Raw genomic sequence first — 13,059 nt, forward strand, 5'->3', positions numbered from 1 at the left:
TCCTCCTACTGCGTCCTGAAGGTCCAGGCCACCGGGGCCAGGCGGTTGCCCGCGAGGTCACGGATGGCGTTGGTCAGGTTGACCCGGTAGGTCCTGCCGGGCAGGAGGTTCAGCACCGGGTTCAGCGTGGCGGTCCGGCCGTCCGCGCTCACCGTCACGACCGCTGCCACGCGGGTGTTGGTCGCGGTGTTGGTGAGGGTGAACGTCACGGGTGTCACGTTGAGCACCGGCTCGCTGAAGGTCACCACGGTGTTGGCGCCCAGGGCGACCCCGGTCGCTCCCGCCGCCGGCGACCTCGTGGAGACGGTCGGGGCGATCAGGTCGGGGACGGTCCGGAAGTTCCACGACGTGGTCGCCAGCGGGTTGCCCGCCAGGTCCCGGATCGCCGTGGCACCGCCGGTCAGGGTGACCGTGTACCGGGTGTTGTTGGCCAGCGCGGCATTCGGTGTCAGGGTCACGGTGTTGCCCGCCAGGTTCACCGTTGCCGGGACGTTGACGCCGGTCACGGTGTTCCGCAGTCGGACCGTGGTGCCGTTGACACCCTGGACCGGCTCACTGAACGTGGCCGTCACGGTCGTCCCGATCGGGACGTTCGTGGCGCCCGCTCCCGGGGTGCGTGCCGTGACGGTCGGTGCCGTCGTGTCGGCCAGGACCGTCACCGCGTTGGACGGAGCGCTGTTGGCGCCCGTGCCGACCGCGTTGATGGCCGCCACCCGCAGCCGAACCGAGGTGCCCGGGATCAGGCCCGTGACCGTCGCGCTGGTGGCGCTCGGGTTGTTCACGGTGGTGGTCCCGACCACGTTGTTGCCGGCGTCGATCGCCTGCACGCGGAACCCGGTGACCGGCGAGCCTCCGTCGTCGGCCGGGCCGGACCAGGTGACGCTGGCCGAGCCGACCCCCGCGGTCGCCGTACCGATCGTCGGAGCCCCCGGAGCGGTGTTCGCGGGGGTGACCCCGTTGGACTCCGCCGAGAAGGGGCTGGTGCCGAAGGCGCCCACCGCCCGCACCCGGAAGGTGTAGGTGGTGCCATTGGTCAGGCCGGTGACGTGGATGCTGCTGTCGGTCGACGGCGCGGTCCGCAGGGCTCCCTGCTGGACGCCGCCGCTGAGCACCTGGATCTCGAACGAGCTGGTCGGCTGGCCCGAGGCTGCAGCGGTCCAGGTGACGTCGGCGGAGGAAGGCCCGGCCGTGGCGGTCCCGATCGTGGGTGCGTCGGGTGCCGCCAGGACCACGATCTCCGTGGTGCCGTCGTCATTGGTGAACTGCAGGCGCTCGATGTTGCGCAGCGTGTCCTTCCCGTCGAGGACCTTCTGCGCGGCACCCCGCGCTCCGGTCTGCTCCACGATCACGTGGTCGCCCTCCGAGGTGATGGTGTAGCTCGACCTCGGGCCGCGGTACACCGCCGTGTCGACGGCCGGGGCCGGGTTGGCGCCCGAGCTGGCCGCGTCGTGGTCCCCGGCAGGAGCCGGGATCAGGAAGCGGACCGCCACGAGCTGGCCCGGGTCCACGACTCCGGCGAACACGTCCTGCTGGAGCGTGTGGTTGCTGCCCGTGAGGTACGGGTGCTCCATCAGGTCGGTGCTGCCGATGACCGGTCCGGTGCCGTCCACGTTGGCGTGGACGTCGATCCGGACGTTGAGCGAGCGGTCGCCGTCGATGATGTCGTCGGCGCCACGACCGGTGATCGTGTCGCTCCCGCCGCCACCGATGAGGATCTCGCCGTCACCCCAGACGTTGCCGCTGAGCGGGCAGGTGCCGGCTGCCGCGTCGGCGTTGAGGGACGCCGCCGGCGTCGTCCTGATGCTCGGGGGCACCAGGGCGTCCAGCCCGACGATCCGGTCCACACCGGCCTGGTCGAGCGCGTCGCAGCCGCTGAAGCCCGCGCCGCCCTGGGCCAGCGGGACATCGTCGGTGCCCTTGAGCACGTCGTTGAACGCCGATCCCGAGTTGCCCTCGACCTCCTGCCACCGGTCGCGGTTGACGACCACCTGGATCGGGACGCCGACCAGGTTGTTGTTGATCGACATGTCCTCGTCGGCTCCCACCGTGTCGTACTGGTGGAAGGCCCAGTCGAAGCCACCCGCGCCGGCGTTGCGGTCGATGGCCGCGTTCGCCGACATCAGGTCGTCGCCGCCCTCGGCGTCGTAGTCGTTCTCGCCGGGCTGGCCGATCATGATCTCGTTGCCGGGAGCGGTCTCGCCCGGGTCGTCGAAGAACGGCGCCCCGTGGTCACCCTGGAGGAGGTCCTGGCCGGTGCCGCCCTCCAGCCAGTCGTCGCCTCCGTCGCCGAACACGGCGTCGGCGCCCTGGCCGATGATCACGAAGTCGTCGCCGGGTCCGGCGAACTCCTCGTTGTCGTTGGCTCCACCGTTCATGAAGTCCTTGCCGTCGCCGCCCATCATGATGTCGTCCCCGATGCCTGCGTCGAGCGCATCGTTGCCGGGACCACCCTTCAGCGTGTCGGCACCGGAGAGGTCGGTGACGATGTCGTCGCCCTCGCCGCCGAGCGCCACGTCGTCGCCGCCGTTGCCCTCGATGACGTCACGGCCCTTGCCGCCCCAGAAGGTGTCGTTGTCGTTGCCGCCGAAGACGCGGTCGACCCCGTCCGTTCCCTGGTAGACGGCCTGGCCGTTGATGCCCGACGGATCGACCGAGTTGAACTGCCGGTACTGGATGGTGCCGTCCGGCTTGCGGAGCAGCAGCAGCGACTCGTCGCAGTCGGGTGTCGACGGGTCGTCCGCGACCGTCGAGCCGAACTGCGTGAACCCGGCGGGAGTCCCCGCGAGGTGGGCGAGCTGGAACTTGCAGTCGGCGGTCGCGAAGGCGTCCGCCTTGAGGGTGTTGGTGTTGTCGGTGTTGCGCTGGATCAGCTCGGAGAACGAGTTGCCCTCGAGCTGGGTGCGCAGGTTCAGGCCGGGCGTGCGGGCCAGGTAGTAGAACCGGTCACCGTCCTGCAGCTTCTCCAGCTGGGTCTGGAACACGTAGTTGAACGTGCTGCCCAGCAGTCCGCCGAAGAGGTTGGTGATCTCGGCCAGGCCGCCCACCCAGAGGTCGACGTCGTCCAGGCCGGTGGTGGTCACGCCGTTGGCGTTGCTCGACCAGTCGCCGGTGCTGAACATGAAGTCCGACGCGTCGGCCGGCGGGACGTCGCTGCCCTGCGGGTTGACGATCGCCCGGGCAGCGTCCCGCTTGGCGACCAGGGTCGTCGCGCCGGTGATGCTCGGGTGCTTGCCGTAGGCCGCGACGAAGTTGATCAGCGACTCGGGGTGCTTCAGGTGCTGCCCGAAGTCGCTCCAGCTCGTGTACGGCGTCATCTGGCCGTCGTTCGTCTCGGCGAAGATCTGCCGACGCACGTCGTTGAGCGGCGGGATGCCCGCTTCGCGGGCACGCGTCATGTTGATCGACGGCAGGTCGAGCGGGAGGCCCAGCAGGTTGTTGCGCAGGGTCTCGGTGACGAACTCGTCGAGCTCGTTGCCCACCTGGTCGGAGGAGCCCATGACGATGCTGCCCGCCGCCTGCTTGGCGTTGAGCGTTCCCGCCGATCCGCCGTCGAAGTAGGCGGGTGGGTTGAGGAAGGCGGTCAACAGTGGCAGCGAGTTGTCGGAGCCGTCCCCGTTGGTCCGGGCGACGTCGTCGTCGAGCATCGAGTGGCCGAACCGGTAGACCGCGTGGGCGAACTCCGCCTCGACCGCCGGGTTGACCTCCGGGCTGTAGAGGTGGAAGGGCCGGATCGCGGGCTGCACCTTGCGCGCGAACTCCTCGAAGACGAGGTGCTGGTACTGCATCTCGGTGATGAAGCGGGCTGCCTGGAAGAGCCGCTCGCCGTAGTCGTAGCCGCTGACGCCGATCGCCTTCCAGTTGGCCAGAGCCGCCACCCCGCTGGGGGTCGTGTCGTTCGTCAGGATCTGGTCGATCTCGTCCACCAGCCTGTTGTGCTCGGAGTGGAACACCTGGTGGATGGTCGACAATGCGATGTTCTCGTTGCACCGTCCGTCACCACAGGCGAAGTGCGCGTCGAGCATCTCGTCGTCGTACGTCCCGGCCGGTTGGCTCGCGAAGTCGGCGGACGGGGTGTCGTTCGCGTCCGGCACCGGCGGAACCGGGGGAGTGCCCGGGTTGTGGTCGGTGTCCTGCGGGCTCGGGTCCGCGTTGTGCGCGATGTCGGTCAGGAAGGGCGTGTCGAAGTGCAGTACGTTCGCGGGGACCGCCACCGGCGAGTCGAGGTCGCCCTCGACGAGACCGGTCTTGGTCACGTACTGCGGCAGACCCCGTGCCGGACCGGGGATGAACTTGCCGTAGGGGTCGGTCGCCAGCATCGGGACGTTGAGCGCGTCCATGTCGACGAGTCGCAGGCCGAGCTTCTCCGCCGCCTGCTTCTTCACCGCTGCCCACGTGCCGATCCCGCCGGCGCCGTCGGGCGATCCGGCGTAGGTCTCGCCGGCTGGGAGTCCCTCGAGGAACTTGCCCGTCGCGACCGAGGCCGGGTTGTCCGCGCCGTAGGGGCCGGACCGGCTGCTCGCGGCGTACGCGCGCAGGAAGACCTGGTGCGAGGCGTGCGAGGTGTAGGTCTGGCTCTGGTCCACCCAGGGCGTGTCGGTGTTGTTGGCGTTCTGGATGTCGTCCGCGCTCTCGTCCGCGGGCGTGCTCGGGTCGTCGCCGAGGACGCCGTCGGGACCGGGCTGGTTCTGGGCGCGGGTGATCACCATGAAGGCCTGTGAGGCGGGCACCTCGTCACCCGTGCCGGCCTTGCCGTCCGGGCCGAGGACGCGCAGCGGGTCGTCCGCCTTGAGCGGGACGAACACGTTGCCGCCGCTCTTCACGGTCTGGTCGACACCGTGGTCGAAGAACTGCCCGAAGAACGTGAACAGGCTGTTGTACGGCGGCGAGAGGCCCACGTCGGTCGTCACGTTCGGGATGAACAGCGTGTGGTGGCTCGGCACGCAGCCGGCAGGGACGCCCTCGACCGGCGGGTCCGCCGTCGGTTCGGGGTCCGTGGTGCAGGGGAACAGCCCGGGGTTGCCCTGGCTGCGCACCGGGTAGCCGGCGGCGGCGATCGCGGCCGGGTTCGTCGAGGTCTGGTCGACGATCAGGTTGCTGATCACGCGCGGCTGGGAGTCGAAGACGTTGCCCTTCTTCTGGGCGTACGACGACGGTCCCGGCGGGCCGAAGCCGGTCGGGACGTTCTCCGCGTCGCGGAACCGGGGATTGGTCAACCGCGGGAACGGCTGGTCGGCGGCGGCGAAGTACTCGTCGCCCGTCTTGAGGTTGTTGCAGCTGCCGTCCACCGTGCGCAGGCCGTAGGTGGTCAGGATGTCCGGCACCTGCTCGGAGTCGGGGATGCCGTCACCGGGCTGGTTGAGCAGCGTGCTGCAGGGGTGCGCCGGGGTGCGGGTCAGGGAGTGCCGCTCGGCGATCTTGATCTGCTTGAGGATGAACGCGAGGTCGCCCGTCGTCACCGTGAAGCCGCTGCCCACGGGGCCGGGGTCGGCCTCGACGGCCGGGGCGACCATCTGGGTTCCGAGCGCCAGCGACACCGCGAAGGCGGTCGCGCCCGCGACCTCGCGCCGGCGGATGCGGAGGAGCACGCGGAGCCGGGTCCTGGCCCGTCTGGCCGCGTGGCGGCGTCGTACGGACCTCCGACCCGAGCCGGCGCTCGACGCCGAGGGGTGTGTCGCGTGTGCAGGGCGCGTTGCGTGCATGGTCGTACCTGCCTCGTATCGGTGATGGACTGATCCACCATCGACAGGCGTCCTTGGGAAAACCTTGCGGGCTCCCGGGACGCTCAGCAGGACCTGATCGCGGCCAGCTCGAAGTGCATGGGATCGGTGTAGCGCCACGTCCCGCCCCAGGCGAAGCCGCACCGGACGAGGATCGCCACCACCCGCCGGTCGATCGTGCCGGCGGTGCCGCGCCGGTTGCCGGGGACGTTGAGGTCGATCGCGGTGCCGAAGGTGTGGAACGACAGCCCGCGCGAGGGGTCGTGGCCGATGAAGCGCGGGACGTAGCAGCCGCCGTACTCGTCGGCGTGGACCTCCGCGGCGAGGCCGGCCTCCACGACCCGGGTCAGCGCCCGGCGCAGCGCGGGCAGCATCGCGCGGTTGCAGGTGACCGCGCCGAGGACCGGCACCCGCTCGGTGCGGATGTGGGTGCGCACCCACCGGGCCTCGGGGTCGACCGTGCCGTCCGGGTTGGGGGTGTAGCTGAACGACCCGACCGCGGCGGCGACCGAGCCGCCCGTGAGCACGGCGCTCAGCGCCTGGTCCGGTACGACGTTCGGGGCGAGCAGGCTGACCGACGCCCTCGTGCCGAGCACCCGCCGCAGCCGGCGGACCACGGGCCCGGGCGCGGCGAACCGGGTCGACACGACGAGGGCATTGCCCTTCGGCAGGTGCAGCCGGTCGGCCCACCGCTCGTTGAGCAGCGCCCCGATCGCCGAGTGGGGGACCAGGGGTGCGTACGCCGCGACGTGCGCGCGCTGGGCGTTGTCGTCGTTGCCGAGGGTCACGAAGTCGCCCGGGCCCGCGAGCGCGGTGCGGAGGTCGGGCCGCAAGCCGATCTCCCCGTCGGCGACCCGGTCCCACAGCGCGTCGAGGACGGCGGTCGGGCCGGGGGTGAACTGACGGAAGGTCGCCGGGTCGACGGCGGCGTACGTGATCGCCTCGCCCTCCCGGTAGAAGGTGGCGAGCGAGAACTGCTCGAGCCGGGCCACGCCCTGGGTCGCAGCGGCGCGGGCGACCAGGTCGGCGTCGATGGGGCGCGGGCTCTGGACGAGGATGTCGGGGGAGTCGCCGGTCGACTCGAAGGGCCCGGGCCGGGCCATCGCGACGTCCTGGTCGCTCGGGGCGGCGGAGGCCGTCGCCGGGGACGTCGGGCCGGCCGTCGGCGCCGGCGAGCCGGCGCAGCCCGAGCAGAGCACGATGCAGGCGAGAGCGACCGAGAGCACGCGTCGCTTTCCGGCCAATGGACCCCCCGGACACCTGGTCCAGCGATGCTACTCCGCCTTCGGCGAGGGAACCGTCAGCTGATCTCCGGCAGCTCCTGCGCGCTGCCCAGCAGCGCCCGGAACGGGTCGCCCGTCCGCGTGCGGTCAGCAGGCCAGGGCGGGGTTGAACTCGGCGAACATCCCGTCCGGGTTGTGCGCCCACGTCCAGACGTGGAGGTCGTAGTGCACGGGCGCGCCAGTGCCGTGGCCGGGCATCGGCCCGTCGAACTCGTGGCCGAGCAGCGACGGGCGGTCGTCATCGGTCGCCAGGTCCTGGTCGCGGTCGGCCTGGAAGTACTCCACGCCCACGAGCCGCAGCTCGCCCTCGACGGGCAGGTAGAGCAGGAACGCCGGCTTGCGGAGGTCGATCGACGCTGCTGCGCGCGCCGGGTTCATGTAGTGGACACCCATCGCTCCGGCCGGGCTCTCGACACAGTCGGACACGGGGACGTAGCCGTCGGCCTCTGCCGCCGCGACGTCGTGGTACTTCGCCGTCACCGCCCGCACCGTGGCGAGGGTGCCGGGCTTGGGCTCCGGTGCGGCCTGCGCACCGGTCGGCGCCAGGGTCGAGGCCACGGCGGGCAACGGGGCCAGCAGGCCGCCCAGGACGACCGCGGCGGTACGACGCCGGCGGGCACGTCGGGCGTGGCGGGCTCGGGTGGTGGGGTTCATGGTCAGGACTCGCTCTCGCTCGGTTGGTTGCGGTGCGAGAAGCATCCGGTCGTCCTACCCACCTGGAACATCCCGTAGGTGCGGGGAATTCGCGGTCCCAGAAAGGTGGGGGAGGGCGTCGTCGGTCCACGAGCTCCGGAGCGCGACTGGCGAGCCCCGGGAGTGCGGGCGCTGCGCGAGCCCGGGAAAAGCGTTTGGCCGATCGGCGGGCCGGGCCCCACCCTTGACGCACTCCACCGGTACGCGCCGGTGCGGAGACCGGGGTTACTTCACTGGTAATGAGCGGGTTGCGGGTTCGAGTCCCGCCGCGACGGGCGACCGTCGTGTAGCTCAAACGGCAGAGCAGCTGTCGACACCTCGGTCGACCTGGTCCTCGGCGCGTCCCGTCGGAGGGTGCCCGGTGCGAAGGCCACGGCTACTTCGTCTCCAACGGTCCCGCTGACAACGGGAAAACACCGTCGCCGCACGGTCCTCGGGCGCCACCCCTGCCTGCCCGGCGTCCCGCCGGGCAGGCCGACGAACGACCCCGCCCTCGGAAGGAGGGACACCACATGAGCAAGTTCAACCTGAGCGGCCTGCGCCGCACCGGCACGAGCGCCGTCCGCACGGCGGACCACGCGACCGGCCGCACCCACGAGGGGGCGCGCGGCCACGCCCGCGACGCCAAGGGCGAGCTGTTCCTGCTCGCCGTCACCTCCTTCGTCGCGGAGGACACCTTCTACGAGGCAGCAGCCGAGCGCGACGAGCGACTGCGGGCACTCGCCGCGACGGTCGCGCTCGAGGACGTCGACTGGACCCTGCGCCTGGTCCGCTGGCTCCGCACGGGGGCGCACCTGCGCACGGTCGCGCTCGTCGTCGCCGCCGAGGCCGTCAAGGCCCGCCTGGAGGCGGGCATCGCCGGCGACAACCGCGCGCTGGTCGAGGCCGCCCTCGACCGTGCGGACGAGCCGGGCGAGATGCTGGCCTACTGGGCCTTGCGGCACGGCCGCGCCTTCCCCAAGCCGGTCAAGCGCGGCGTCGCGACGGCAGCCGAGCGTCTCTACACCGAGCGTTCGCTGCTCAAGTACGACGCCCGGGGCCGCGACTACCGGTTCGCGGACGTGCTCGAGCTGACCCACGCGCGTCCCCGCGACGCGCGGCAGTCGGCGCTGTTCCGGCACGCCCTGGACCGCCGGCACGACCGGGCGGACGCCGTCCCGGACGAGCTCGCCGTCCTCGCGGCGCGGGAGCGGCTGCTCGCCGTACCCGTCGCCGAGCGGCGCGCGACCCTCGTCGGCGACCCCGAGGGGCTGCGCCGTGCCGGGATGACCTGGGAGCAGGTCGCCGGCTGGCTGCAGGGTCCCCTGGACGCGGCCGCGTGGGAGGCCCTGGTCCCGTCGATGGGCTACATGGCGCTGCTGCGCAACCTGCGCAACTTCGACCGGGCGGGTGTCGCCGACGACGTGGCCGCAACGGTGGCTGCCAAGCTGGCCGACGCCGGTGAGGTCGCTCGGTCGCGCCAGCTGCCGCTGCGCTTCCTGTCGGCGTACCGGGCAGCGCCCTCGCTGCGCTGGGCCTGGCCGCTGGAGCAGGCCCTGCAGGCCAGCCTGGCCAACGTCCCGGAGCTGCCGGGCCGCACGCTGGTGCTGGTGGACCGCTCGGGCTCGATGTTCTCGCGGCTCTCGGGCCGCTCGACCGTCACCCGCGCCGACGCGGCAGCGGTCTTCGGCGCGGCGCTGGCGGTCCGGTCGGCACGAGCCGACCTGGTCGAGTTCGGCACGGACAGCCGGACGGTGGCCGCGCGGCGCGGGGAGTCCGTGCTGGCGCTCGCCGGCCGGATGGGCAACCTCGGCGGCACCAACACCGCCGCCGCCGTACGCCGCCACTTCCGCCGACACGACCGCGTCGTCATCGTCACCGACGAGCAGGCGTGGGCGGGCTGGCGCGGCCAGGACCCGACGTCGGCGGTGCCGGCGACGGTGCCGGTTTACACCTTCAACCTGGCCGGCTACCGGTACGGCCACGGCCCCTCGGGCTCGGCCAACCGGCACACCTTCGGCGGCCTGAGCGACCAGGGCTTCGCCGCGATCCCGCTCCTGGAGGCGGGACGTGACGCCGACTGGCCGTTCTGACGCCCGGCTCCGGGTCGGACGTGGCCGGCCGGCCCGCGGTCTCCCGCCGTGGGCCGGCCGGAAGCACCGGGGCGCTCGCTCCCCATGGTGGCGGGCGGCCCGTTCGCATCGTCGCGACGACCCCTCCTCGTCGGACTGCTGGTCCCTCGACGGTAGGGCCGCGGTGACGGTCCGCTGAATAGTCGGATGCGATGCACGGGTGGGGCAGTGGGCGGTGCCGGAGGGTCCGGGAGTTTCACCGGCCGGCCGGTGAAACTCACGCTTGGACGACGAAGTTTCATCGTCCAGGCGTGAGTTTCGTCGTCCAGGCTCGCCAGTTTCACCGGCCGGCCGGTGAAACTGGCGAGCCGACGATCTCCCTCAGAGCAGGTCGTCCGCCACGATCCTCTCGATGTTGCGCTCCGCCAGCGCCGTGATCGTGACGAACGGGTTGACGGTGGTGTTGCCGGGGATCAGCGCGCCGTCGATGACGTAGAGCCCCGGATGGCCGTGCAGGCGCCCGTAGTTGTCGGTGGCCTTGTTCAGGACCGCGCCGCCGAGCGGGTGGTAGGTGAGGCCGTCCTGCCAGATCTTGTAGCCGCCGAAGAGGTCGGTCCGGTAGATCGTCCCCTCCTTGCTGTTGATCTTGTCGAAGATCGTCTTGGCCATGGTGATCGAGTCCTGCTTCCAGGCGGTCTGCCAGGACAGGTCGACCCTGTTGGCGGCGGCGTTCCAGCTGAACTCCGCGCGCCGGGTCGTCTTCGTGATCGACAGGTAGAGCGAGGCGTAGGTCTCGATCCCGGTCGGCAGCGGAGCGACCTCGGCGAAGGCGCCGCCGGCGTCCCAGTTGTCGATGCCCGAGCAGGGGATCGTGGACTGCAGCGTGCCGGTGGCGTCCCACATGTGGTTGGCGCGACCGCACATCACGTTGCCGTTGTCGCCCCAGCCCTTGCCGACCTCGTTGTTGAGGCCGGGCAGCGCGCCGGTGGCCTTCATCTTCACGAGGAGCTTGCTGGTGCCGACGCTGCCCGCGGCGAAGAACACCTTCGTCGCGGTGACCGTCTTCGTGGCGACGACATTGCCGGAGGTGTCGATCTGCTCCATCGCGACCGTGTAGCCGCCGCCGGCGGCGGGGGTCACGTTGGTGACCCGGTGCAGCGTCGACACGTTGACCCGGCCGGTGGCGAAGGCCTGTGCCAGGTAGGTCTGGACCAGCGACTTCTTGCCGTGGTCGTTGCCGTACATGACCTGGCCGTCGAGGGCGGAGCGGGTGACGGTGCCGGCCTGCTCGGCCTTCATGTAGTTCCAGTCGTAGACGTCGGGGACGAAGGTCCAGGCGAAGCCCGACCGCTGCGCGTGCTTCCGCCCGACCCGCGCGTACTGGTAGCAGGCAGCGCTCTCGAACCACACCGGGTCGATCTGCCCGACGCCGAGGCCGGCGTTGGCGCGGGGGTAGTAGACGTCGTACATCTCGTTGGCGTCGACCGACGGCAGGATCCCGGCGAAGCGCTCACGCTTCGGCGTGACCGCCATGCCGCCGTTGACGAGCGAGCCGCCGCCGACGCCGCGGCCCTGGTAGACGGTGATGCCCGCGAACTCCTCGGCGTCGAGGACACCGGTGTACTTCGTGATGTTCGAGTCGATCGGGAAGCCGAAGAAGTTGCTGACCGGCGCCTTGGTCTTGGTGCGCAGCCAGTACGCACGCTGGTCGGGCGAGGTGACCTTCGGGAAGATCTTCCCGTCGGCGCCGGGGGTGTCCCACGACATCCCCATCTCGACCATCTCGACGGGTACGCCGGCCTGGGCGAGCCGGAGCGCGGCGACGGCGCCGCCGTACCCGGTCCCGATGACGAGCGCCGGGACGGACGCACCGTTGCTGATCGCGGCGGCGCGCGCGGGTGCGGCGCGGAGCAGGGGCCCGGCGAACGCGGCGGCGCCCGCGGCCGCTCCCGTCGTGGTGAGGAACCCGCGACGGGTGAAGCGGGCCTGGTGGGGGGTGGTGTTCGGCATGTGACCTCCATCACAAAGGAAAGAACAAGAACGTGTTCTATCGGTTCTGGTGAGGGTTCGTCACTACTTACCGGGAAGTAACTCCGTGGGACTCGCGGTCGGGCCGGCGGGTACCGCCGCCCCATGGACACGATGACGACGCGACTCTCCCGGAGCTCGCTGCTCCAGAAGGCGGCGGCCGTGGTCACCCTGACCTTCCTCCTGGTCGGCATCCTGGGGTTCGTCCCGGGCGTGACGACCGACTACGACGACATGACCTTCGCCGGCCACCACTCCGGCGCCCAGCTGCTCGGCCTCTTCGGCGTCTCGGTGCTGCACAACCTCGTGCACCTCGCCTTCGGCGTCGCCGGCCTGGCCCTGGCCCGCTCCTTCGGCGGCGCGCGCGCCTTCCTCGTCGGCGGCGGCGTGGTCTACCTCGTGTTGACCGTGTACGGCTTCCTGGTCGACCGCCACGACGACGCGAACTTCGTGCCACTCGACCAGGCCGACAACTGGCTGCACCTGGTCCTCGGGGTGGGCATGGTCGGGCTGGGGCTGGCCCTCGGGCGGTCGATGGCCGAGCGCAACCGCCCGCTGCCGGGCTGATCCCGAGCTCCGTGGAGGTCGCGCCCGGTCGAGGAACGGGCGTGGGATCAGGTCAGAAGGGGCGCTCCGGCAGCGGCTTGATGAGCGGCTCCAGCAGTTCGCCCGCCCGCTCGACGGTGAGTACCTCGGAGGGGTCCAGCGCGATGACCTGGCGCTTGGACTCGTCGATCTCCCAGACGTCCTCGCCGATCAGGCGGCCCTGGTCGTCGTACGGCCAGATCATGTGCTCGACGTTGGCCACCAGGTAGTGCGCCTCCGGGTCGACCGGTGCGCCGGCGGCGGCGAGGACCGCGCCCGGGGTCTGCTGGTAGATCGTCGCGGTCGAGCAGATCATGTTGTCGCCGACGGCGAGCACCTCGTCGTCGGTGTAGAAGACGCACTGCGCGGTCTCGGACCACTCCGCGTAGACCGCCTGGACGGCCTCGGCGCCCTCGAGGACGGTGTTGATGCCGAAGACGTTGAAGTGGTAGATCGGGTGCTCGACGGTCATCTCCGGCGCGAAGATCTCCTTCCATCGACCGGCCATCTCCAGGTAGCGGTGCCGGTTGTAGGCGTGCAGCAGGTAGCGGTGGCGCGGGTTCTCGGTCGTCTCGAGCAGGCGCTCGACGGCGAGGTTGGTGCGGGTGATGTCGAAGCGACTCATCGGTTCTCCAGGGTTCGGGGTGGATCTGTCCGGCCATCACGGTCGCAACCGGCGGACCGCAGTGCTTGACAGCACGC

7 protein-coding genes and 1 tRNA gene are annotated in these 13,059 nt (G+C 71.2%); 3 read left to right on the forward strand and 5 right to left on the reverse strand.

Annotated features, from left to right (window positions below; all coding sequences use genetic code 11):
- Nucleotides 1–5: 5 nt before the first annotated feature.
- The 3 genes from BJ993_RS18535 to BJ993_RS18545 form a co-directional block, all read right to left on the reverse strand.
- Nucleotides 6–5,585, reverse strand: a complete 5,580-nt coding sequence (locus tag BJ993_RS18535) for a peroxidase family protein (protein WP_218864744.1) — start codon at nucleotides 5,583–5,585, stop codon at nucleotides 6–8.
- 197 nt (nucleotides 5,586–5,782) lie between these two features.
- Complete coding sequence (locus tag BJ993_RS26390; protein WP_179650463.1) at nucleotides 5,783–6,943, reverse strand: M15 family metallopeptidase; 1,161 nt, start codon at nucleotides 6,941–6,943, stop codon at nucleotides 5,783–5,785.
- 144 nt (nucleotides 6,944–7,087) lie between these two features.
- Nucleotides 7,088–7,654, reverse strand: a complete 567-nt coding sequence (locus tag BJ993_RS18545) for a hypothetical protein (RefSeq protein ID WP_179650465.1) — start codon at nucleotides 7,652–7,654, stop codon at nucleotides 7,088–7,090.
- 227 nt (nucleotides 7,655–7,881) lie between these two features.
- Here BJ993_RS18545 and BJ993_RS18550 point away from each other — a divergent pair.
- A tRNA-Thr gene (locus BJ993_RS18550) sits at nucleotides 7,882–7,965 on the forward strand.
- A gap of 240 nt (nucleotides 7,966–8,205) precedes the next feature.
- Nucleotides 8,206–9,765 (forward strand): TROVE domain-containing protein, encoded by a 1,560-nt coding sequence (locus tag BJ993_RS18555; RefSeq protein WP_179650467.1) that lies wholly within the window; start codon nucleotides 8,206–8,208, stop codon nucleotides 9,763–9,765.
- A gap of 360 nt (nucleotides 9,766–10,125) precedes the next feature.
- On the opposite strand, the gene BJ993_RS18560 is transcribed toward BJ993_RS18555, so the two are convergent.
- Nucleotides 10,126–11,754 (reverse strand): GMC oxidoreductase, encoded by a 1,629-nt coding sequence (locus BJ993_RS18560; protein ID WP_179650469.1) that lies wholly within the window; start codon nucleotides 11,752–11,754, stop codon nucleotides 10,126–10,128.
- Between the two features lie 123 nt (nucleotides 11,755–11,877).
- Here BJ993_RS18560 and BJ993_RS18565 point away from each other — a divergent pair, with 123 nt between their 5' ends.
- Nucleotides 11,878–12,339: a DUF4383 domain-containing protein gene (locus BJ993_RS18565; RefSeq protein ID WP_179650471.1), complete on the forward strand. Its 462-nt coding sequence runs from the start codon at nucleotides 11,878–11,880 to the stop codon at nucleotides 12,337–12,339.
- 52 nt (nucleotides 12,340–12,391) lie between these two features.
- Here the strand turns inward: BJ993_RS18565 and BJ993_RS18570 are convergent, their stop codons facing one another.
- Nucleotides 12,392–12,982, reverse strand: a complete 591-nt coding sequence (locus tag BJ993_RS18570; protein ID WP_179650472.1) for a hypothetical protein — start codon at nucleotides 12,980–12,982, stop codon at nucleotides 12,392–12,394.
- Nucleotides 12,983–13,059: the final 77 nt, after the last annotated feature.

It is taken from the genome of Nocardioides aromaticivorans, from assembly GCF_013408525.1.
Taxonomy (GTDB): domain Bacteria; phylum Actinomycetota; class Actinomycetes; order Propionibacteriales; family Nocardioidaceae; genus Nocardioides; species Nocardioides aromaticivorans.